At 59.4% G+C, this 22,309-nt stretch carries 23 protein-coding genes; 7 read left to right on the top strand and 16 right to left on the bottom strand.

Annotated features, from left to right (window positions below):
- Positions 1-45: 45 nt before the first annotated feature.
- The 4 genes from RL_RS34140 to RL_RS40335 form a co-directional block, all read right to left on the bottom strand.
- Positions 46-921 (bottom strand): DMT family transporter, encoded by an 876-nt coding sequence (locus RL_RS34140; protein WP_041936989.1) that lies wholly within the window; start codon positions 919-921, stop codon positions 46-48.
- A gap of 387 nt (positions 922-1,308) precedes the next feature.
- Positions 1,309-1,767, bottom strand: a complete 459-nt coding sequence (locus RL_RS40330) for a hypothetical protein (protein WP_011649021.1) — start codon at positions 1,765-1,767, stop codon at positions 1,309-1,311.
- A complete protein-coding gene (locus tag RL_RS34150; protein ID WP_011649022.1) occupies positions 1,764-2,228 on the bottom strand; it encodes an NUDIX domain-containing protein in 465 nt (154 codons plus the stop codon). The genes RL_RS40330 and RL_RS34150 overlap by 4 nt, the downstream gene beginning before the upstream one ends.
- Before the next feature lie 24 nt (positions 2,229-2,252).
- Complete coding sequence (locus tag RL_RS40335; protein WP_165422458.1) at positions 2,253-2,420, bottom strand: hypothetical protein; 168 nt, start codon at positions 2,418-2,420, stop codon at positions 2,253-2,255.
- Positions 2,421-2,722: 302 nt separating this feature from the next.
- On the opposite strand from RL_RS40335, the gene RL_RS34155 reads away from it, so the two are divergent.
- The gene (locus RL_RS34155) at positions 2,723-3,403 is read left to right on the top strand and encodes a redoxin domain-containing protein (protein ID WP_011649023.1); all 681 of its coding nucleotides are present in this window, start codon (positions 2,723-2,725) and stop codon (positions 3,401-3,403) included.
- Positions 3,404-3,512: 109 nt separating this feature from the next.
- Here the strand turns inward: RL_RS34155 and RL_RS34160 are convergent, their stop codons facing one another.
- The 9 genes from RL_RS34160 to RL_RS34200 all read right to left on the bottom strand — a co-directional run bounded on the left by RL_RS34160 (position 3,513) and on the right by RL_RS34200 (position 13,225).
- Positions 3,513-4,583, bottom strand: a complete 1,071-nt coding sequence (locus RL_RS34160; protein ID WP_011649024.1) for an ABC transporter ATP-binding protein — start codon at positions 4,581-4,583, stop codon at positions 3,513-3,515.
- Between the two features lie 67 nt (positions 4,584-4,650).
- Positions 4,651-5,949, bottom strand: coding sequence for a D-tagatose-bisphosphate aldolase, class II, non-catalytic subunit (locus RL_RS34165; protein WP_011649025.1), 1,299 nt, complete (start codon positions 5,947-5,949; stop codon positions 4,651-4,653).
- The gene (locus RL_RS34170; RefSeq protein ID WP_011649026.1) at positions 5,946-6,899 is read right to left on the bottom strand and encodes an SIS domain-containing protein; all 954 of its coding nucleotides are present in this window, start codon (positions 6,897-6,899) and stop codon (positions 5,946-5,948) included. The genes RL_RS34165 and RL_RS34170 overlap by 4 nt, the downstream gene beginning before the upstream one ends.
- 11 nt (positions 6,900-6,910) lie before the next feature.
- Positions 6,911-7,744, bottom strand: coding sequence for a carbohydrate ABC transporter permease (locus RL_RS34175; RefSeq protein ID WP_028742457.1), 834 nt, complete (start codon positions 7,742-7,744; stop codon positions 6,911-6,913).
- Positions 7,745-7,767: 23 nt separating this feature from the next.
- The gene (locus RL_RS34180; protein WP_011649028.1) at positions 7,768-8,685 is read right to left on the bottom strand and encodes a carbohydrate ABC transporter permease; all 918 of its coding nucleotides are present in this window, start codon (positions 8,683-8,685) and stop codon (positions 7,768-7,770) included.
- Positions 8,682-9,938: an ABC transporter substrate-binding protein gene (locus RL_RS34185; RefSeq protein ID WP_041936990.1), complete on the bottom strand. Its 1,257-nt coding sequence runs from the start codon at positions 9,936-9,938 to the stop codon at positions 8,682-8,684. The genes RL_RS34180 and RL_RS34185 overlap by 4 nt, the downstream gene beginning before the upstream one ends.
- Positions 9,939-9,969: 31 nt before the next feature.
- Positions 9,970-10,929 carry an N-acetylglucosamine kinase gene (locus RL_RS34190; protein WP_011649030.1) on the bottom strand — a complete coding sequence of 320 codons (960 nt, stop codon included), beginning with the start codon at positions 10,927-10,929 and terminating at the stop codon, positions 9,970-9,972.
- Positions 10,926-11,720, bottom strand: a complete 795-nt coding sequence (locus RL_RS34195) for a DeoR/GlpR family DNA-binding transcription regulator (RefSeq protein WP_011649031.1) — start codon at positions 11,718-11,720, stop codon at positions 10,926-10,928. Before RL_RS34195 ends, RL_RS34190 begins: the two co-directional genes overlap by 4 nt.
- A 188-nt stretch (positions 11,721-11,908) precedes the next feature.
- On the bottom strand, positions 11,909-13,225 hold the full coding sequence (locus tag RL_RS34200) for an alpha-glucosidase/alpha-galactosidase (RefSeq protein ID WP_011649032.1): 1,317 nt from the start codon (positions 13,223-13,225) through the stop codon (positions 11,909-11,911).
- Between the two features lie 99 nt (positions 13,226-13,324).
- Here RL_RS34200 and RL_RS34205 point away from each other — a divergent pair, with 99 nt between their 5' ends.
- Positions 13,325-14,191, top strand: a complete 867-nt coding sequence (locus tag RL_RS34205) for a helix-turn-helix domain-containing protein (RefSeq protein WP_011649033.1) — start codon at positions 13,325-13,327, stop codon at positions 14,189-14,191.
- Positions 14,192-14,234: 43 nt separating this feature from the next.
- On the opposite strand, the gene RL_RS34210 is transcribed toward RL_RS34205, so the two are convergent.
- The 3 genes from RL_RS34210 to RL_RS34220 all read right to left on the bottom strand — a co-directional run bounded on the left by RL_RS34210 (position 14,235) and on the right by RL_RS34220 (position 17,340).
- On the bottom strand, positions 14,235-14,444 hold the full coding sequence (locus tag RL_RS34210) for a hypothetical protein (RefSeq protein ID WP_028742451.1): 210 nt from the start codon (positions 14,442-14,444) through the stop codon (positions 14,235-14,237).
- Positions 14,445-14,481: 37 nt separating this feature from the next.
- Entirely contained in the window at positions 14,482-15,441 is a 960-nt protein-coding gene (locus RL_RS34215; protein ID WP_011649034.1) for an HD-GYP domain-containing protein, read from the bottom strand.
- An 84-nt stretch (positions 15,442-15,525) separates the two neighbouring features.
- Positions 15,526-17,340, bottom strand: coding sequence for a putative bifunctional diguanylate cyclase/phosphodiesterase (locus RL_RS34220; RefSeq protein ID WP_011649035.1), 1,815 nt, complete (start codon positions 17,338-17,340; stop codon positions 15,526-15,528).
- A gap of 381 nt (positions 17,341-17,721) precedes the next feature.
- Here RL_RS34220 and RL_RS34225 point away from each other — a divergent pair, with 381 nt between their 5' ends.
- The 5 genes from RL_RS34225 (at position 17,722) to RL_RS34245 (ending at position 22,300) form a co-directional block, all read left to right on the top strand.
- Positions 17,722-18,045 carry an antibiotic biosynthesis monooxygenase family protein gene (locus RL_RS34225; RefSeq protein WP_011649036.1) on the top strand — a complete coding sequence of 108 codons (324 nt, stop codon included), beginning with the start codon at positions 17,722-17,724 and terminating at the stop codon, positions 18,043-18,045.
- Positions 18,046-18,194: 149 nt separating this feature from the next.
- Complete coding sequence (locus RL_RS34230; RefSeq protein WP_011649037.1) at positions 18,195-19,205, top strand: LacI family DNA-binding transcriptional regulator; 1,011 nt, start codon at positions 18,195-18,197, stop codon at positions 19,203-19,205.
- A gap of 42 nt (positions 19,206-19,247) precedes the next feature.
- Positions 19,248-20,522 carry an ABC transporter substrate-binding protein gene (locus tag RL_RS34235; protein ID WP_032992928.1) on the top strand — a complete coding sequence of 425 codons (1,275 nt, stop codon included), beginning with the start codon at positions 19,248-19,250 and terminating at the stop codon, positions 20,520-20,522.
- Positions 20,523-20,594: 72 nt separating this feature from the next.
- A complete protein-coding gene (locus RL_RS34240) occupies positions 20,595-21,446 on the top strand; it encodes a carbohydrate ABC transporter permease (RefSeq protein WP_011649039.1) in 852 nt (283 codons plus the stop codon).
- Positions 21,443-22,300, top strand: a complete 858-nt coding sequence (locus RL_RS34245) for a carbohydrate ABC transporter permease (RefSeq protein ID WP_011649040.1) — start codon at positions 21,443-21,445, stop codon at positions 22,298-22,300. Before RL_RS34240 ends, RL_RS34245 begins: the two co-directional genes overlap by 4 nt.
- The last annotated feature ends 9 nt before the right edge of the window (positions 22,301-22,309 follow it).

Genomic DNA, 22,309 nt, shown 5'->3' on the forward strand with positions numbered 1-22,309 from the left:
CTGAAATATTAGTGCATCTAAAATTTTTGTGAACCCCAAAAATCATCAGGGCTTGTCAAGCGGCGGCTTGCGTCGCCATGTCATGCCGCGGGTTCCGATAATGGCCGCGCCGATGATCACCGCCGCGCCGATCCACGTCTGTGCGGCCGGAACTTCCGAGAAAAATGAGAAGGCCATAAGGGCCACGACCGGCAGTCGGAGAAAGTCGAGCGGTGCCAGAACGCTTGCGGCCGCCATACCGAAGGCGCGCGTGATCAGCGTCATGTTAAGTGCGCCGAGTGCCCCTTGCAGGGCAAGCAGTCCGAGTTGGCTCCAGGTCGGCATCGACCAGACCGGCAGCATGACGATCAGGCCCAGCGGTACCGTCGCTATCAGATTCCATGCAACCAGCCGGTCGGCACTATCCCTCAATGCCATCCGCCGCAGCATCAATTGGCTGGCCGCCGTCAAGACCGCTCCTGCCAGCGCAAAAAGCAGCCATTGGTCGAAACCGGACGCTCCAGGGCGAATGATGATCATGACGCCGATAAAACCTGCGACAATGCCGGCGACGCTGGAGATGCCGACATGTTCCTTGAGCACCAGCCACGCACCGAGAACGAGAAACATGGGCATGGTGAAATTGATCGCCGTGGCATCGGCGAGTGGCGCGTGCGCAAAGGCGACGAACAAAGCAACGAGTGAGGCAAGCTTCAGACCCGCACGCACGACATGCAGAACACGATAGGGAGAGGATTTCAGGTCGACCCGCGACACGATCCACGGCGTGACGACAAGAAGCCCGAAAAACGACCGGAAAAAGCCGATCATCAATGGATGCACGTCGCCGGCCAGCAAACGCACAATGACTGCGTCGAGACTATTTAAAAAAGCGGCGGCCACCATCAAGCAGATGGCAAGGCCTGTGCGACCAGGCTGCATCACGCTTCTCCTGACCGAACAAAGATGAACCCTGCTATATCGGCCATTCGATACGGCAGCGCGTTGAACCGGCAATCCATTGGAAATAAAGCCTTCCTGGCGTGTCTGCTAATCTCCCACTCCCACGGCTTGCCGCGGCGGAGACCACTCATTCTCACCAGGGACCGGCGGCATCCGCTATACCCCAGCGCGGATTAACGGCTTTATCTCAATCGGCCGGCCGCCGTCCACACCGACAGCGCGCATTGCTGACGGGCGCGCCCTCACCCCACGGTTAGAGCATGATGCCGAAAAGTGTGAGCGGTTTTCGAACGACATCATGCTCCAACTAATTAATTCAGAACAGGATTCAGATTTTAGGCCGAGCCGGCCTAAAATCATCCTGTTCTAGTGGATCACTCCGTTTGTCTTCGCCCGGTTCGAGAACTGGTGGACGAGCATGATGCCCTGCTCGAGGAGCAACTCGGCCGCCTGCAGATCGCGTGGCGTCAGGTCCCCGGATAGTCCGCGAATCGTATTGGCGACGCAGATGGAGTTGGCGACGAAGCGGGCGTCGCCTTCACCTTCCGCCTCTTCGGCCGTTGCTTCCAAGGCGTCGGCGACGGTGTCGAGCAGGCTCGAGCGTTCGACGAGCGTCATGTCGTTCAGGGTTTTGGAAATGCCGTTCATGATTGTCTCCTCGCGCGTGCTCAAGGCGGATCGCAGCTCCGTTTTCTCGATTTCAGTGACGTGGCGGTGACTGTCAGATAGGATGGTTGTTGTCAGAAGCAACTCATGGCTGCCGCGCACCTCACGCATGAGTGAAGCAAGATCGGACGGCTCGATCAATAATTTCGGGCCGATCATTCCAGATGCGTCAGCAGGTCGGCAAGCATCGGTCGCTGCCCTTTCAACAGCTTTATGGCTGCGTCGGGCGGGGAAAACCACCCCGCGCGATCGACCTCCGGAAAGCTCTTTACCTGGCCCGACCGTGGTGGCCATTCCATTTCAAACTCGGAACTCTGTATCGTATTCACGTCCAGTACCGGATCGGCTTCGATCGACCACGCAACAACCATCTTCCCGCCAGGTTGCCGGTATTCGCCCAACGGTGTGAACCTGCCATCGACTGCTACACCCAGCTCTTCGGTAGTCTCCCTTATTGCTGCCGCGAGCTCATCTTCTCCAGGCTCGACCAGCCCCTTCGGGATCGACCACGCAGCCTCGTCTTTCCTAGCCCAGAAAGGACCGCCCGGATGGACGAGAAGGACTTCGATGTCGCTGGAAACGCGCCGGTATATCAGAAGTCCGGCGCTGCGGATTGCCATCGCCTTGTACCCTTCTTGTGTCGATCACGAGGCCAGGCATTCCTCACAGATGCCGCAGCCGTCATCGTCCATCCACCGACGCCGGCGCTTGCAGCAAAGGCAAGCAGCACGGTCTGGCTGTTCTTTCGTGTCTTCCGGTGGAATGATCTCGATCGTCTTGTCGATTAGAGTGTCGGCCACAAGCTCCGCCATCTCATTGCTCCATCAGTGTATTCTAATAAGATAGGAGCGGCGATCGATACCGGCAAGCTCTCGACGCCGGTCGGAGCGGCAAATGGCATGCCGAACCACATTCGGCGATCTCAACATCGAGCGCTGGGCCTTTTTGCGACAGGTGATATAGTTCAATTTCGGTCGTCCACTAAAGCATGTTGCGCAAAATTGTGCAGCGGTTTTGCGAGAACGACATGCGTAAAAAACAAAGACCTAAAGCGCGAAGAGCGAATCTGAAAGATCGCGACGCGCTTTAGCGCGATACGACAAAGGAATATTCCATGGGAGACCAGAAACGCCCGCTGCAACCAGGAGAAACCGCCCCCGCCTTCGCACTCGCCACGGCCAACTTCGACGGAACGGTCTCTTTCGCAGACTTGAGCGGTCGCCCGTTCGTGATCGGGTTCTTTCGCGGGTTGCACTGCCCGTTCTGCCGGCGTCAGTTAGAGCAGCTTGCCGGCGTACAGCCGACCTTGCGCGCCGCCGGGGTGGAGACCGTGGCCGTTATCAACACGCCGGTGGAACGTGCCCGCCTGTACTTCCGCCACCGGCCGACGCCGATAACACTTCTGTGTGACCCGGACTGCCGCACGCATCGAGCCTACGGTGTGCCCCATGGCGAGTTCCTGCCCGAAGGCAGCTGCGAGCAGCCCGAATGGCCCTATGGTGCAACGATGGCGCAGTTCCAGGCGGCACGCATCAACCCCACAGGCGAGCTGCCGGAACCGCTGCACCCGATGGAAGCCAATGCGGTACTCAACGCCAAGGACGGCTTCGAGCTTGACGAGGCCGATCATGCGATCTTCGCGAACCACGCTACCCAGCTCGTCGGGCACTTCCTGGTCAATGCGGACGGCACCATCGGCTGGACCCAAATCGAGGCGCTCGACGGACCGAACAGCCTCTCCATCTTCCCGACCGCGGCGGAGATCATCGCCGCCGCTGGCAGCCTTGGACGCTGACCTGCAGCGAACCTTCCGCCAGCGTTGCTGCACGATGTCGAATGAGGGCGACTCTCCGACCTGTCATCAGCTTGAACTCCATGTCACGTTTCGCTCGAAAATCATCAGGTTAGACGGACCTGAACCGCTTTTCGGTTTTTGCGTCGAACAGATGCAGTTTGCTGAGATCCGGGGTAATGACGATCTGGTCGCCGGCGCGGAGATCAAGGCGCTCTCTTACCGTCGCAACGAGCTGATCCGCACCAAACTTCGTGGTGACCTGGATCTCAGCACCGGTGGGCTCGACGAGGACGACCTCAGCGGCAACAGGACCGTGTCCGATTACGAGATGCTCAGGGCGAATGCCGTAGATAAGCTGTGCGCCGCGTTCCAATGGCGCTGCTTCGGGCAGCGGCAGCCTACCTCCGCCGTCCGCGATCAACTCCAGCGGCCCCGAAGTGCTGACTTGGCCTCGAATAAGGTTCATCGCCGGCGAACCGATGAAGCCCGCCACGAAAAGGTTTGCCGGCCGGTCGTAGAGATCGAGCGGCGAGCCTATCTGCTCGACGAAGCCGTCCCGCATCACAACAATCCGATCGGCCATCGTCATGGCCTCGATCTGATCGTGGGTGACGTAAATGGTCGTCGTCTTCAGTCGCTGGTGCAGTTGCTTGATTTCCGAACGCATCTGGACACGCAGCTTTGCGTCCAGGTTCGACAATGGTTCGTCAAACAGGAAGACCTGCGGATTTCTGACGATGGCACGGCCCATCGCCACACGTTGACGTTGGCCGCCCGACAGGTTTTTCGGATATCTGTCGAGCAGATGCCCGAGCCCCAGAATTTCAGCGGCCTCTCGAACACGTTGCCTGGTCTGTTCCTTGGGTGCTTTCGCCAGCTTGAGCGAAAACCCCATATTCGCCTCGACTGTCAGATGGGGGTAGAGCGCGTAGGACTGGAAAACCATCGCAATATCGCGTTCTTTTGGCGCGACATTGTTCACGACCTTGCTGCCGATCGATATCCGGCCAGCTGAAATCTCTTCGAGGCCGGCGATCATCCGCAACAATGTCGATTTCCCGCACCCGGACGGACCGACCAGGATCACGAATTCGCCGTCTTGGATATCAATATCCACCCCATGCAGAACTTCGAAGTGACCGTAGCTCTTGCGGGCATTCGCCACACTTACTGACGCCATAACGTTCTCCGGCTGAATGTTGGTATCTTCGGGACGCAGCCGCTCGTCTGACACGGCTGTCGATTGCTCATCGGATTGCCGTGGCGGCTGAATATGGCGCCAATACCGCGTCGACCGCAGCAAGGCAGAGTTCGCGGGCCTTCGGAGCGACCCGCTTTGACACCACGTCGGAATAGAGTCGGCCGAGATATTGGCTGATCAGAGTTTCGGGAATTTCATCGGGGAGCCGGCTGAACAATTCGCCGACCGCGGCGGATGCGCGAGGATCCGGCCAGTAATAGCGAATTCGATCACTATAGCTGAAATGCCTTTGCAGTCGCTCCTCATCGGGACTGCCGCCATAGTGGCCCGTCCAGCTTGCCGGCTGCTCGACCATGATTTTTTCCATGGTCGTCACCAGTCCGGCTCGTGGCGTCCTCCCGGCAAGCACGTCAGCGATCACATCGAGACCGTACAGCGCTTCGCGCAGCGCGAAAGTCAGCCCTGGTCCGACCTTGAGGATTGCAAAGCCGCCGTCAACGAGAGCAGACAAGGCTTCGGCCGGTTGGTAGTCGGTGGAATGTGCTTCGAAAACCAAGCCCGGCATGTCGTCCAGCGAACGAATGAGGCTCTTGGCCCGTTCAGGCTTGTAGAGCGCCACGTCCGTGTTGCCAAATTCCACGCCCGGCTGAACCACGATCCCAATGACCCGCTCCATTGCCGACGCCAAACCTGCTTCGGCAAACGACGCCCGGTGAACCGCCAGCGTTTTCATCGCCGCATCGGCCCGGGTAATTTCGATTTCTTCGAGTGCGTGCGTTGCACCACCTGGAGGCGGCACCTCGGTTCCGATGATATAGACCGGCGGACGGCGACCTGAACGAAGAGCGGCCTCCTCAGCGGCCTTTGCCAATCGAGCGGCCCGCGCCGCGGTCAATTCGTCATCGATGGCCGTTGGTTCACCGGCACAGCCCATCGACGTGTCCAGGTGAATCTTTTCAAACCCTGCCTCGACATAGGCCGTCACCATAGCCGCGGCGCGCAGCATTGCCTCCTCGGCCGCCAATTTTCTCCATGGGTTGGGACCGAGGTGATCGCCTCCCAGGATGATGCGTTCGGCTGGAAAATCAGTCGCTGCGGCGATGTCCTCGATGAACCGGCGAAAGTCCACCGGCGTCATCGCGGTATAGCCGCCCTCCTGATTGACCTGATTGCAGGTGGCTTCGATGAGGACCGCCCGGTGCTCCATGCCGGCACGCCGAACGGCTGCCTCGATAACCAGCGGATGCGCCGAGCAGACCGAAGTGACGCCATGGGGAAAAGGCAGGTTTCGGGCACCGAAAAGCTTTCGCAGCGCGGTCTGCCGGTTCTCTTCGATCGACGTCATGCGAGCGTCACAACCTTCGTCAGGTGACGGGGAGAGACAGTGTCGATTTGCCGAGCCTGCGCGGCGCGTTCGCCGAGGACCTGCAGCGCCGGAAGGACAACGAGACCCGCAAGCGACAGATCGACATCGACGGCGAGTTCCAGATCGCCTGGACCACCCACACCGATGACGACCGCGCCTTTTTCTCTCAGTTCTCCCACCAGTTTCGTCTCCGCCTCCCTCTGGTCGGAGCTATACAGCATGACCGCAACCGTCTTTGCGTCAACGAGGCTAATCGGCCCATGCCGGTATTCCAGCGGGTGGAAGGCCTGGGTCATGATCTGGCTCATTTCCATGAGCTTGAGCGCTCCCTCCAGGGCGACGCCGAAGAGCGGCCCGCCACCGAGAAAGACGAAGTGCGACCGGTCGGCGATCATTCCAGGAAGCGCCGCATCGAGAGCGCTCGCGAGCTGGCGGGCGGAATTCACGGCAGAGGCAGGAACTTTCTGCCCGATCATCTGCAAACCGAGAAGGACCATGAGGCTCGCCGAGACCGTCATAACGATACCTTCGTCCGGATGGGTTTCGGCAGCGATCATCCGATCGCAATTTTTCGCGAGGGCGCTTTCCGGTTCGACGGTTATCGCCGTCACGAAGGCGCCGGCGGCTCGGCTTGCCTTTGCCGCGGCAACTGTCTCCGTCGTCTCGCCGCTCCGGGAAAGCGCGACGACGTGCGTGTTGCGCCACTCCGGCCAGAAGGCCGATGGCCGGTTTTGCCATTCGGCACCGGGAACCGCGATTGCCTTGCGTCCGGCCATATTCGAATAGGATGCCAGCGCAAGCGCCAGATTGAAGGACGTGCCGCAGCCGACGAAGACGAGCAGCTCCGCGCTATCGATAGCTGAATTCGAGCCGATCGCCTTCTCCCAGTAGGGAAATTGCTCGAAAATGACTTTTTCGGTCGTGTTCATGAAGTCTCCGATTATTTGACTGAACCAGCCAACAGGCCGCTGACGAGGTAACGGTTGAGGAAAATGACGACGAGGGCGGGGATGACGATGGCGATCGAGCCGCTCGCGGTGATGAGCCCGTAGTCGATGAAGTTCTTCGTTACGAATTCCGGGATCAGAACCGTTAGCGGCTTCGTTGCCTGCGGCGAAAAAATGAGCGGTACGAGATACTGTCCCCATGCACCAAGGAAGGTGAGGATCGCCGCTGCCGTCAGACCCGGTCCGGCCAGCGGCAGGACGATATTGAAGAAGATGTAGAGCCGGCCCGCTCCGTCGAGTTGCGCAGCCTCTTCCAGTGCGATCGGAAGAGCTTCGAACACGCTCCGCAACAGCCAGAGCGACAGAGGCAGGAAGGCCGAGACATAGATCAGCGAGACGCCCACATAGGTATCGACGAGATGCAGCTTGATCATGATCTGATAGAGCGGGATCAAGACAGCGTAAGCGGGAATAGCCAGCGTCGCGACGACAGCGACAAAAAGCACTTTCCGGCCGGGAAACTGCAGCCTGGTGAACGCGTAAGCCCCAAGAGAGGATATTGCGACGCAAAGCAGCGTGGCAGCGATCGAGGTCACCACGCTATTGAACAACGCGGCCCGGAACTGTTTGAATACCTCCACACCTCCGATCCGCGCAATATTGATGCCAAGCAGCCGCGAGTAGTGATCGAGCGTAAAGTGCTGCGGGAAGAAGTTGATCGGTCGGGTCGAAAAGTCTTCGCTGGGCGTAACCGAACTCGCGATGGTCCAGTAGATCGGCCCCAAAGACCAGATCAACAGGACGACGACACCGGCCCAAATCATCATTCGATAGGCAATAGTGGATTTCATCAGTCGAACCGTGTGTTGCGATAGACACGAAGGACGTAGACCAACGAAATCAGCAGAGACACGAGAGTGATCACCACCGATAGCGCCATGCCATACGAGAAGCGGAGATTCTGGAAGGTTTCGAGGTAGATCTGGACGAGCACCGGTCGGGTCTCGAGGCTGGCACCCGCCAGAACCCAGGCCTCGTCGAAGAGATTGAAAGCATTCACGGTTGCGTTCGTCATGGCGACAGCGATCGCACTGCGAACCAGCGGAAGGGTTACCAATGTGAACATCTGAACGCGCGTGGCTCCATCGATCCGCGCAGCCTCATAGAGATGCGCAGGAATACTCTGCATCGCCGCAAGGACGATGACGATCGTCAAAGGCATCATGCGCCAGACGTGGACGATTGTTACGGCGACGATGGCGCTGGTGCGATCGTTGAACCAGACGTGATTTTCGAAGGGCAGCCCAAGCGCCGAAAGAATGCCGTTCAACAGACCCGCGCCCGGTTGATAAATCCAAAGCCAAATGACCGAATTCACAACGCCGGGCAGCGCCCAGGGCAAGATCACTGCTGCGAGCACCCACTGCCGCCCGACCTTGATCTGATTGATGAGAGCGGCGGCAAGAACGCCGAACACGGTTTCGGCGACGACGGCCAGAACAACGTATGTGAGCGTGTTGCTCCAGGTCGTCGCGAGCTGGCCATCCGACAGCATTCGGCTGTAATTCTCCAGGCCGACGAATGGCGTGCCGGCCTGCATGGGGTTGACCCTGTGCAGGCTGTCCCAGACGGTTCTTCCCATCGGGTAGAAGACCAAAGCTGCCATCGTGATAACGATGGGCGACACCAACAGCAAGCCGAGCGTGGCGTCGGCGTTGAAGCCGACCCCACGCTTGCTCGTGGCCCCTTCGGACGCCAAAGCGGTCATTGCGCCATCGCCTGCTTGGCGGCGGCAGCGATAGCCTCCATCGCCTGGTCGACGCTCATCTGTCCCTTGGCAGCGCTATTGATCGCGGTGTTTACGCCGCTGGAAAATTGCGGATACCAAGGCGGCGTGCCTTGCGGGAACAGCGGCTCAACGGTTTTGGACTGCGCTACGAGAGCGTCGCCGCTGTTCAGTTTTCCGGACTCGTTGAGTTCGGAAAGCGCCGACGTGCGGGTCGGCAGGAAGCCGTTTACGGCATTCTTTTTCTGGAAGTCCTTGCTGGTGAACCATTTGACGAAAGCGATCGCCGCCTCCTTGTTGGGAGAGACATTTGGAATAGCCAGCGCTTCCGGAAGGCCGAAACTGCGCGTTTCACCGCTCGCCGTCGGCACGAGGATCGCTTCTACCTGGCCGGCGACTTTCGACTGCTTGGGGTCGTTCATCTGGCCGAGACGACCGGGCTCACCGGAGATCATGATGCTGGTGATGCCCTGCGCGAACATGCTCTCATTGATCTGGCTGTCTTTCAGGCCGGTAGACGCAGGATCGACCAGCCCTTCTTTGAGGAGCATCAACTCGAAAGCAAGCGCCTTGTAACCAGCCGAATCCGGCGAGGTGAAGAGCGGATTGAAGTCCTTGTCGAAGAGTTCGCCACCGAAGGCCTTGGTCAGCAGGTACCAGCTCGTTGACGCGCCTTCCGTTGCTGAAACCGGCAGGCCGATCGGATACTCGACGATGCCTTTTTCCTTGATCTTCTTGGCGGCAGCGACCAGGGCGTCCAATGTTTTCGGCATCTCGGTGATGCCTGCATCCGTGAAATGCTTCTTGTTGACGAGCATCACCCGGAAGTCGTTGGTGTAGGGAATTCCCAATAGTTTGCCGTCAACCGTGAAGATCTTGGCAACGCCGATATCTTTCACCGTATCGGCGTCGATCACGTCGTTGAGCGGCATATACCAACCGGCCGCGCTGAACTGACCGGTCCAGGACCAATCGAATTCGGTCACATCCGCTGGCGCTGTACCGGCAACCAAGGCTGTCACCAGCTTCGGGCGGATGTCGTCCCACGACAGGGTCTGTAGGTCAACGTGAATGCCGGTTTCGGCCTCGAAGTCAGAGGCGATGTTCGGTCCCTGCGGCGATGGCATGAGCACCGTGATCGACTGACCGGCAAGCGGCTTGGCGTCCTGGCCCAGAGCGGGTACGGCGATTGCCAAGGCCGCCGATGCAAGTAGAGGCAAGATCAATTTATGCATGTTCCCATCCTTCATTATTCTTGAGCTCAATTCACTGGGATGCGCAGTCACCGCCTTCGGCCGTGGCCACGATTTGCCCGAACCAGCCGTCGTCTAACGGCCAGTCGAGAAGTTGGGCGGCAGCCAGGAGCGCGCCGCCAATCGGGGGAAGTTTCGGCAAAGCCGGAGGCCTGCCAATTCGCCGTTCAAGCGCCTCCAAAAGAAGCCGGCTCGAAAAAGTACCGCCGGCATAGGTCCAGTCGGCACCCGGATCACAATGGCCGACAATTGTCGCATGATGCTTCGCGAGTTCATCGGCGGCCTGCTCGATCAACCCGACCGCCCCTTTATCGCCGCCAAGTGCGACCTGATCGACCAGGGTCGAAATTGCTGCAATGTCCGCCCGTGGGTTCGCCAGGGAGCTGGCCCAATCGCCGAGCCCATTCATCGGATTGCTCAAGTCGATGCGAAGGTGGTCAAACAGGGCCTTTGCAAGAGCCGTTGCCGGAGCACGCCCGTCCAAGCTTTGGCTGACGAGATTGAGCGCCCTCTGCCCGATCCAATGGCTGCTGCCCTCGTCACCGATGAGATCTCCCCAGCCGCCGGTCCGCGCCGACTGGCCTTTGGAATTACGCACCCATGCCATTGAACCCGTGCCGGAAAGAATGAGGATACCCGGCTCGCCCGCAAAAGCACCGAGGTGCGCCCCGTCCACATCGTTGAGGACGCGGCGGTGGACGTTTGGGAACAGGCGCTCGATCGCATCGCGCTGTAGAGCCGACAGGCGCTCAACCTCGCCGTAGGCGGGCAGCGCTGCGGCGACGGCCGCCAGATTTCCTTCATCGCGAAAGGGAAGGAGATGCTCCTCCAGCTCATGGAGCCAATTCGGATTGTCCATGGGATTGACACCATGGCCGCGGGACCGCCGCAATATCCGGCCACGCTTGTCCGCAAGCGCAACCAGCACCTTGCTTCCGCCACCGTCGATGCCGAGGATCAGCGCGTCGCTCACTCTTTCGCCCTCAGATCCGCGATTGTTGCGTCGACGCCGAAGTTGACAAGCTCGTCACGCCAATGCCGCGAAAGCCCGGAATCGGTAATGACTTTCGCGGTGTCCAGCGGCGCGACCTTGTAGGTCGCTGTGGTTCCGAATTTCGAGGAATCGGCCAGGACGAAACGATTGGCCGACCGAGCCAGCATGCGCCGGTTGAGGCTCGCTTCCGCACTGTCCACGCTATAAATCGCACCGTCGGAGCTAATGGCGCTGGCGCCAAGAAAGAGCTGGTCGAACCATAATGTTTCCAGCATTGCCTCCGCCTGAGGTCCGACAAGCGACGCATTCTCGCTGCGCAGCTGACCGCCGAGAAGCACCACTTCCAAATTCGGAATATTCAGGAATTCCTGCGCTACCGTCAGGCCGTTGGTGAATATCCTGAGCGGCATGGGGTTGATGCGAACGAGGCGCGCAAGCTGCAGGACGGTGGTTCCCGCGTCGAGAAAGATTGCCGTACGTGGATGAAGCAGGTCGTAGGCCGCGGTGGCAATCGCCCGTTTGGCCGATAGATGGCGCTTTTCGCGCTCCTGAAATGCCACTTCCACCGATGATCCTTCGGCAATGCGCGCTCCACCATGCACGCGATCAATAGCGCCCTCCTGCTCAAGGATCTGCAGGTCTCTACGAACCGTGGCAAGCGATGCTCCGATCGCATCGGCAAGCGCCTGAATGGTCGAAAAGCCGTTCGCGTAGAGGTGGCTGCGAATGGCATCCAGTCGATCGACCTTCACTCCAACTGCCTGGCTCAACGAAAACCTCCCTCACGGCCGATCCCAATTTCGATCATGATTTCATTTCAAATGATCAGTGTCAATCAATTTTCTGACGTTTTTTGATTTATTGGATGACGCTGGAATGAAAAAAACGCGCCGTGAATTCACGACGCGTCTAAACAAATGAACTGCCCTGCGCTTGTGGCTGGCTTATCCGCGGGGTCTCACTGATATCTCGGCAACAAATCGCCGTGTGCGACGATCAGGTCGTCGACAAGGTTCCAGATTTGGTCCGGCGACAATTCCGCGGACGTATGCGGATCGAGCAGAGCGGCCTGGTAGATGCGCTCGCGGTTTCTTGTAAGAGCCGCCTCGACCGTCAACTGCTGAACGGAAACGCTCAAGTTCATGACGGCGGAAAGCTGAGAGGGGATCCGACCGACCCGGACCGGCTGAATTCCGTTTCTGTCGACATGGCAAGGCACTTCCACGATGCATTCATCGGGCAGATTCTCGATCAGGCCGTTGTTTGGGACATTGCCGTATATCAGCGCCGGGTTGCCGGTTATTGCGGCATGAATGATGCCGGCCGCATATTCATTGCTGCGGCACACCTCGATCGGCTTGTCGCCTTCCAGTTCCTTGCGAAGGGCATGCCACTCTTTGATCTGCACCTCGCAGCGCCGGATGTATTCGTCCAACGGAATATTGAGCTGATCGATCAGATCCCCTCGTCCCTCCTTGATGTACCAGGAGGTATACTCGGAGAAATGCTCGCTGGATTCGGTGACGAAGTGGCCGAGCCGTTTGAGAACATCGAACCGCACCCGATCGTCCGGCGGAACGCGGCCATCGGCGGCGAGAGCGTTCAGTCTCGGATAAAGGTCTTCCCGCCGTCCGTCGCTATGAATTTTCTCATATTTCAGGAAGAAGGCGACGTGGTTGATCCCAGCCGAAACATAGTTCACGTCGGCAATGTCCTCGCCGAGGCATTGCGCGAGATGCCCGGCTGTGTGCTGCACACTGTGACACAAGCCGACGGTGCGGATTTCCGGGGCCAGATCCTTGATCGCCCAGCAGTTGATGGCCATCGGGTTGACGTACTGCATCAGAAGAGCCTGTGGGCAGACCTCCTGCATGTCTCGGCAGATCGCCTCAAGGACTGGTATCGTCCGCAAACCGCGGAAAATGCCGCCGATGCCAAGGGTGTCGGCGATCGTCTGACGCAAGCCATATTTTTTTGGAATGTCGAAGTCCGTGACCGTCGCCGGCTTGTAGCCGCCGACCTGCATCATGAGGATCACGAAATCGGAACCGCGCAGCGCTTCCCGCCGGTCGAGCGTGGCGTCTATCCTGACGTTTGAAAGCTTAAGCGACTCGCAGATCCGGCGAGCAACGATCTCTGAAGTCTTCAGTCGCTCTGGATCGATATCGAAGAGGCTGATGAGATAGTCGCCGCCTCTTTGCGAAGACAGGACATCTCCCAGAATGTTCTGAGCAAAAACGGTGCTCCCAGCGCCTACCAGGCAAATTTTCGGCATTGCAATCTCCCCATGGGTTGTGATTGCTTGTTGCTCCTTCTAGATCAGAATTTCCTCCTGGCATCGGCCTATTAATTCCGGGATTCGAGTCTTCTGCAAATGAAACATACCCAAAGCCGTGGCGAATGGATTGGATCCCGAGGGGCGTTTTTGGTCGAGCGTCACATCGCTGATGCGATGGCCGCACCGCATTGGCACGACCACGTTGAATTAAACCTGCTCATGGAAGGCCGGATGACCTACCTTTTTAATGGACGGCAGGAGCAGGTGGAGGCCGGCCGTCTGGTTTTATTCTGGGCTGCAATTCCGCATCAGACGATTGCTGTTGCCGAAAACGCGCCGCTCGTATGCCTCTATGTTCCCCTTGTCGATTTTCTGAGTCTGCCGGTGGACAGAAAGGCCAGGCAGTCGATCATGCAGGGGAGGTTTCTGGCGCAGGGAAATCAGGAAACGATGGATGCGTTGACACTCCCACGATGGGAAAAGGAATGGCAATTCGGCAGTGCGGCAAGACGGAAATTGGTCGTGGAGGAGGCACGACTGCGAATACGGCGTCTGATCCTGGACAATGCTGAAATCGACAATTCGCCAACCCATGTCTCTCCGACATCGTTGGCTGGCCATGCAGTGCGCCACGTCGAGCTGTTGATCGACCTCATCAATTCCCGCTACGCAGATCCGATTAGCGTAGCCGATCTCGCAAAGCTTGCGGGCATGCATCCAAGCACCGCCAACAGCGCTTTCCGAAAGATTTTGGGAATATCAGTCAACGAATACCTGACCCGACATCGGATTGCCCGGGCGATGCAGCTGCTGACGGACACGGACGATCCGGTCCTCCAGATCGGTTTTGACTGCGGGTTTGGTTCCAGCAGTCGCTTCTACGAGATTTTCAAGGAGCGAACGGGTACGACTCCCCGTCATTTCCGGGAAGCGGTGAACTCCAAGACCACTCCAGCGCAATGATGAGATTCCAACAGACAAGGTCGTGAAGGCTCTGGGTGCTCACCTATTTCGGCGCATTACTTGAGCAGCTGCGTGCCGCTTGCGCTTCGGCCTCACGCGGATCAAGCGTCGCCGTTTGGTCCCGGCGATAGATCTCGGCGGAAATCACCTCCAGGCATCGATCAAAATCGGAGGGACGGATGAGGATCGCGCCACCAACGATGATCGCGGAAAGCAAGATCGCCCCTGCCAGCAGAATATCACTTCTGACCATGTTCCCCCGGTGCGACCGTCGTACGGCAACGACCACTTTAGTGGAGCGTGCCGCTGATCACCATTTTCGACACGAATGCGGAAAGAAGCTGGCTATCGAAATGTCCCGGCGAATTCATCATCATGTTGATCGCCTCTGCTTGCGAGAAAGCGCGCTTATACGGCCTGATCGTGGTCAGCGCTTCGTAAACGTCGCAAATCGCCGCAAGCCGGGCGACGTAAGGGATCTTCTTTCCGGCGAGCCGGCCAGGATAGCCCGAGCCATCGAATTTTTCGTGGTGGTAGCGACAAATGTCGAGCACCGGCTTCGGGACATGGGCGACATGAGAAACCAGCTCATATCCCCGCTGAGGATGCCCGCGGACAAGATCCATTTCCTCGGCCGTCAGCTTACCGGGTTTCGTCAAGATTTCGTCCGGGAGCGCCATTTTTCCAAGATCGTGAACCAGTCCACCCAGTCCCAATACCCGCACATCCTCTTCTCCATGACCGAGGCTGCGCCCTAGGGTGATCATCAACGCGCTAACCGCAAGCGAATGGAGGAACGTCAGCTCATCCTTTTCTTTCAGCTTTGCGACTGCGATCAGCGCGCCGGCGTTGTCGAAGGCTGCCGACATGATCCGCTCCACAGCTGCGCTTGCCGCATCACTGGCGAAAGAGGCCTTGATCCTGGCGTGGGCAAGCATTTGACGGATCTGCGGTCTTGTATCCTCGACGCATTCCCTCGCCTGCTTGATATCCTTTGCCGAAAACACGGCACGAAGTTGGGCGTCGAACGCAGCCCGGTCGATGTCCTGTGCCCCGCCCGGGTCGACATCCGCGCCCTTTCCGACGTCGATAACGACAGTCATCAGGCGGCTTGCCATTAAACTCTCGACCTGACCGGCGGCCGAGATCAGGAACGGCTTGAACCGGCGTGTCCTGTCTTCTCCCTCAATCTCGACGTCCTCGACATACATTCCTACCCGCAATTGGCTGACATGTATCCGTTTTCGCATCTCTGATCCGTTCAAAATAATCTTGGTACTCAAGCGTGGTCTCAGTTATCCGGGGCGGGCCCGAGCGCGAAAACCTCGCTCAGGCTATAGGGCTCCGGCACGGGTCTTGTCTTGGTCGAGCCGTTGTCCATGCTGCTCTAAAATGGCCGCGGCAACCGTTCGATCGACTGCTTTCGAAAACAGATAGCCCTGTCCGAGCTTGCAGCCGAGCTGGCTCAATTGAACAGCTTGGAGTTCTGTTTCGATCCCTTCTGCGACGACCCGGATTCCCAGCTTGTCAGCTATTCCGATCAGGCCCTCAACGATGAAGGTCCCAGCGTCGCCCGGCACCATGCGGTCGATGAAGGACTTGTCGATTTTGATAATGTCGACCGGCACCGTCAGCAGGTGGGTCAAAGACGCGTAGCCCGTACCGAAGTCGTCGAGGGCAACCCGCAAACCCTTGGACCGAAGAGCCTTTATCTCGTCCGCTACGACATAGTCCCGTTGTCCGAGATAAACCGATTCCGTCACTTCGAGGATGATGTGCTTGAGAGGAACCTCCGCTTCCCCGAAAATTCGGCACAGCCTGTCTTGCAGATTACCGCCGCGAAAGTCTGCGGCGGACAGGTTGATGCCGACATGCTGGAGAGGAAGGCCCCGGGCGAGCCAGCTGCGGATGTCTCTCGCAACCCTCAGCAACATCCGTTGAGTCAGCTCAGCAGCAATATGCGCGTCTTTCGTCGCCTCATGGAAATGCGCGGCGGCTATGATTTCGCCGGAAGGCGTGGTCATTCGACACAGGGCTTCGAAACCGACGATTTCCCGCGTATCCAGGCGCAAGATCGGCTGGTAATGCGCGTCGATCCGATCGTCTTCCAGGGCGACGCCCACGTCCCGAACTGCCCTGAAGCGTCTGGTCAGGGCTGTGCCCAGGCCGGGATAGTGTTGCACGTACCGGCCGCGATTGTGTTCTTTCGCATGATAGAGCGCCAGATCGGCGTTCTGGCGGGTCTGGTCAGGGTTTGTTTCGGTCTCCGCCAACGCACCGCCAATCGTCGCGGCGGGAAAGACGACATGACCGTCGCACGTTGAAGGAGAGGACAGTGCTTTGAGGATGTCGGTTGCCCTCGCATTCAGATCAAGGTCTTTGTCGTCCGACACAATGACAGCAAACTCATCTCCACCTAGCCTAAACGTGTTTTGGGAGCCTGCTGTCGTGGCGACCCGGTCCGCAACCACTTGAATCAATGCGTCGCCGGCTGCGTGCCCGAACGTGTCGTTCACGAGTTTCAAGTTGTCGATGTCCACCAGCAAGATGCCCCAGGCGCGCCCGGACCGAGGCAGATCTTCGGCGAGAAGCTGGTTAAAACGAGCGCGATTCGACAGCCCCGTCAAAGCGTCGCTGTATGTCAGCCGCTGACGTTCCATCACCCGTTCTTCGCGATCGATGGCGATTGTGCAGAGATGGACACAAGCCTCGACGAGGTCCCGTTCGAGGGCCTTTGGACCGCGGTGGTCTCGATAGTAGAAGGCGAAGCTACCAATCACCCGCTCGCCACGCTTGATCGGGCTGGACCAGCAAGCCTTCAACCCCAGCGGAAGGACCAAGGACTTGAAATCCTGCCAACGAGGATCGGTCTCGATGTCGGTGACAACGACCGCTTCTCCGAAATAAGCAGCAGCGCCGCAGGAGCCTGCAAGAGGACCGGCTTCAAGATTGTCGACCGCCGCTGAATAGTCAGGCGGAAGGGAGGGGCCAGCGAGTGTGTGAAGACGGCTCCCGTCGAACGTCAGCACCGAAGCGATGATTCCAGGAACGGCGGCCTCAACCTTGAGGCAAAGTTGCTCTATCGTTGCTGCCAGCGGTTCCCCTTTGGCAATCATTTCCAGAATGGCATTCTGCAACTCAAGGATCATGACGTCACTTCCCGGAAGGAGACCCTCCGTACCAAACCGACTTTCAAATCAGGTTACGCCGTTGATTAGATTTTGATCGAATAGACGCACCTCGCGAGCCATCAGCGACCGAGCCCCGAAGCGGAGTTGGAAAGTCTAGACCCGAGGCAGGGTAGATCGGCTCACGCAGGCCTTGAATAATCGATCGTGGGACTCATCTCCTTTTGCTCGTGGAACCGACGTTCCGGGCTGAACGGGTGTGATGCCCGGATTGGCGCATGCCCGGCGCATAATCGCCTGTGATTGGCAGGGCTTGGTGCCCTGTTCCACGATGCCATGCCGTTTGAGGCAGACGTCCTCGACCGTCGGCTTGCTTCATTCAAATGTCACGGGGAGCAGAACATGACGAAAGTTCCAACTATCGCCCGTATCTGGCGCGGTCGCACGAAGCCGGAATTTGCTGATGAATATGAAGCCTACAATCGCGCTGAGGGAATTCCGCCACTGCTAAAGACGGCACTCGGCGTTCAATTGCTGCGCGAAGACCGAAAGGATGAAACATGGTTCACGACGATCTCCTACTGGGCCGACATGGAATCGATGACGGCGTTTACGAAAGGTGATCCGGAGCAGGTTCATCATCTGGCGCGAGATGCAGAACTGCTGTGCGAACTTCCGGAGCGTATCCAGATACATAAGATAGTGGTCCCTCCAAATCTGCGTTGAGCGTTCTTAGCTGTCTTCCTACAGCTCCCGCGTTTTTTTGCCAGCCAGAGATAATCGCAGAATTCCTGTGCCCTTCATCAAGCCAAAACGTTTTGGCTTGACTCCCAAAACGTTTTGGAGAATCTTTTTCTCACTTCGGGAGGAAGATCTTGGCCAATCTCAAACAGCTCGCGCAATCGCTGGGACTATCGATCACCACGGTGTCGCGTGCGCTCGACGGTTATGCCGATGTGTCGGCGGCTACACGCGAAAGAGTTCGTGATGCTGCCGACAAGGTCGGCTACCGGCCGAATGCGTCCGCCCGCCGCCTGCGCAGGCAGCGCGCCGAGCTGGTCGCCGTCACGCTGCCGAGCGATCCCGGCCATATCGGCCCTCCGCATTTCCTCGATATGCTGTCCGGCTGTGCCGAACATCTTGCCGCTGCCGGCCTCAATCTGGTGATTGCACCGGTGCCGCGCGGCGAGAGCGAACTCGACATCTGCCGCCGCTTCGTCGATGGCCGCCGCGTCGACGCCATGCTTCTCGTCCGCACCAAACGGAAGGACGAGCGCGTCGAATTTCTGCAATCGCGCGGCATTCCCTTCGTCACCAACGGCCGCACGGAAAGCCTGCTGCCCCATCCCTATATCGACGGCGACGGTTTTGCCGGCTTCCGGGCCGCGACGCTGCGCTTCCATGCTGCCGGCCACCGCCGTATCGGCCACATCGCCGGCCCGCAGGAATATTATTTCGCACATGACCGCTGCCGTGGCTGGCGGGCGGCGATGGAGGAATGCGGCCTTGCCACCGACCTCTGCGCCGAAGGCGCGCCGTTGGAACAGGGCGGTTATCTCGCCGCACTCGAACTTCTGCGCCAACCCTCGCGTCCGACCGCACTCGTTTGCGCCACCGACGAAATGGCGATCGGAGCGCTCCGGGCGCTGCGCGAGGTCGATGGCGGCAACCAGATCAGCATTGTCGGCCATGACGACCTAGCGATGGGCGCCTTCACAAGCCCGCCGCTGTCCACCATGCGCATGACCGGCGAAAACCTCGGCGCGAGCTTCGCCTCGCTGCTGCTGCGCGCAATTGCAGGCGAACCCGCCGAAGAACTCCAGGAGCTTCACGCGATCGAATTCGTCGATCGCGACAGCCATCGCCATCCCGCCAAGGCGGCATAGACAGCCGTGCATCTCAAACAAAGAACAATGAAGGAGGAGAAGATGAAACATATCATGTCATTTGGAATTCTGGCTTCCACCGTGCTGGCCTTCGCCTCGCCGGTGCTGGCCCAGACAGTTTTCGTATCCACCCAGCTTCGTCCGATCGAGGAGGCGACCGTCGTTCGCGAGGAACTCCTGAAGGACGTCGGCTCGGTTGACTACGTGGTTGAGGAACCACCGCAGTTTGCGGTGCGTATGGAAGCCGAGCGCCAGGCCGGCAAGCACACCGTCAGCCTCGTCGGCGCGCTGCATGGCGAGCTTTCGCCACTCGCCGACAAGGACACGCTTGAGCCGCTCGACGATCTCGCCAAGAAGCTGGCGGCAGGCGGCATGCCGCAGTCGCTGCTCGACCTCGGCAAGCTCGGTAAGTCGACCCAGCAGTACATCCCGTGGATGCAGGCGACCTATGTGATGGCCGCCAAGAAGGAAGCCCTGCAATACCTGCCTGCCGGCGCCGACGTGAACGCGCTGAACTACGATCAGCTGATCGAGTGGGGCAAGAATATGCAGGACGCCACAGGCCAACCGCAGATCGGCTTCCCGGCCGGCCCGAAGGGCCTGATGGCGCGTTATTTCCAGGGCTATTTCTATCCCTCCTTCACGGGAGGTGTCGTGCGCACCTTCCAGAGTGCCGATGCCGCCGCCGGCTGGGAGAAGCTAAAGGCGCTGTGGGCCTATGTGACACCGAACTCCACCAATTACGACTTCATGCAGGAGCCGCTGGCTGCAGGCGAAGTCATGGTCGCCTGGGATCATATCGCCCGTCTGAAGAATGCCATTTCGGCAGCGCCTGACGATTATGTCGTCTTCCCGGCGCCTGCGGGTCCGAAGGGCCGCGGTTATATGCCGGTCGTTGCCGGTCTCGCCATTCCGAAGGGTGCACCCGACAAGGCCGGCGCCGAAAAGGTCATCGAGCACCTTTCCATGCCGGAGACGCAGCTCCTGACTGCCTCCAAGGTCGGCTTCTTCCCGACGCTGAACATCAAGCTGCCGCCGGATCTCGATGCCGGCGTCGCCCTGCTCGCCGGTGCCGTCACCGCCACCCAGGCTTCCAAGGACGCGGTCATCTCGCTGCTCCCGGTCGGCCTCGGCGACAAGGGCGGTGAGTTCAACAAGGTCTACATGGACAGTTTCCAGCGCATCGTGCTGCAGAACGAGCCCATTGCAGACGTGCTGAAGGCCCAGGGCGCGACGATGGCCAAGCTGATGACCGACACGAAGGCTGCCTGCTGGGCGCCGGATGCCAAGAGCGACGGCCCCTGCCCGGTCGAATAAATCTGCCCATGAAGCGACCGGGCGAAATGCCCGGACGCTCTTTCAACCCTCTGCTCGTCGAGGCGGGAGCCGATGACCAATAGCCGACCCTGGATCCCCTATCTGCTGATCCTGCCTTCCGTCGCCTTTCTGGGGCTGTTGTTCGTCGTGCCGCTGGTGCAGACGATCTGGCTGGCGGTTTCGGACAATGGCGCGCCATCGCTCGCCAATGCCGAGCGCATGGTAACCGACATCAATTTCACCCGCTCGGTGAAGAACACCTTCCTGCTGACGATCGCGGTCGTGCCGGTGCAGATCGCCCTTGCGCTTGCCATGGGTACGATGGTCGCCAAGATCGGTCGCGGACGCGAGACGATCCTGTGGATCTGGACCATTCCGCTCGGCATTTCCGATCTCGCCGCCGGTCTCGTTTGGCTGTCGATCCTGCAGAATACCGGTTATCTGAATTCGCTGCTCTTCGGCCTCGGCATCATCGGCAGGCAGGCAAGCTGGCTCTCCTACCAGACGCCGGTCGCGCTCTTCTTGGCGATTGCGGTTGCCGAAATCTGGCGCGGCACGGCCATCGTCATGGTCATCATCGTCGCCGGTCTCAACCAGGTACCGAAGGAGTTCAAGGAGGCTGCTGAAATCTTCGGCGCAGGCCCGTGGACGCGCTTCTGGCGCATCACCCTGCCGCTGATCCGTCCCGCCCTGCAATCGGCGCTGATCCTGCGCACCGTGCTCGCCTTCGAGGTCTTCGCGGTGGTCTATGCGCTGGGTGGACGCAACTTCCCGGTTCTCGTCGGCGAGGCCTATAACTGGCAGAACCAGAACCAGAACTATAGCGTCGCTGCTGCCTACGCCGTGCTGATCATGATCATCTCGCTTGCCGCCACGCTCATCTATCTCAAAGCCTTGAAGGTCGATCCGGAGCGCCTGCCATGACCACGGATAGCATCAGCACGACCGCGGACACCTCCAACACCGCCGGCTTCGTCTCCTCGCGCCGCTGGCTGCTGTGGAGCGGCATTGCCGCGTTCTGCGCCTGGGTGCTGGTGCCGATCTATCTCGTCGCACTCGGTGCCCTCGGCGGACGCCAAGGCGTCTATATCTGGCCAAAGACCGGCCTTCCCACGGGCATATCGCTCGAGCCCTTCATTCTCTTCCTGAAGACCGAAGGCGTCGTCCAGTCCTTCCTGAATTCGCTGGGCGCGGCAGGCATCACGGTGGCGCTTTCGATCCTGCTCGGCGCACCGGCCGGTTATGCGCTCGCCCGCTACGATTTCCGCGGCAAGGACAGCTACCGCCTCCTGGTGTTGCTGACCCGCGCCTTCCCGCTGGCAATCCTGGCGCTGCCGCTGACGGTCTCCTTCATCCGGCTCGGCCTCTACGATACGATCCTCGGCGTCGGCCTCATCCATACGGTTTTGGCGCTGCCGTTTGCCGCGCTCGTCACCCAGGGCATTTTCCTCGGCGTGCCCAAGGAGTTGGAGGAAGCCGCCTGGGTATTCGGCTGCACCCGCATCCAGGCCTTCTTCAAGGTGGTGGCACCCTTGGCGCTTCCCGGCATCGTCGCAACCGCGGTCTTTGCCTTCGTCATCTCATGGAACGAGGTCTTTGCTGCCTCGGTGCTGACGGTGCGCAACCGCACGCTGACCGCCTACCTGCTGACCGTGCTTTCGGAAAGCCCGATGCACTACCGCTTTGCCGGGGGCCTGATGCTCATCCTTCCCTCGGTTGTCTTCATCTTCGCGGTCAGACGCTACCTCTTCGCGATCTGGGGCATTTCCTCCAAATAACGGGACCAG

The organism is Rhizobium johnstonii 3841 (assembly GCF_000009265.1).
GTDB classification, from domain to species: domain Bacteria; phylum Pseudomonadota; class Alphaproteobacteria; order Rhizobiales; family Rhizobiaceae; genus Rhizobium; species Rhizobium acaciae.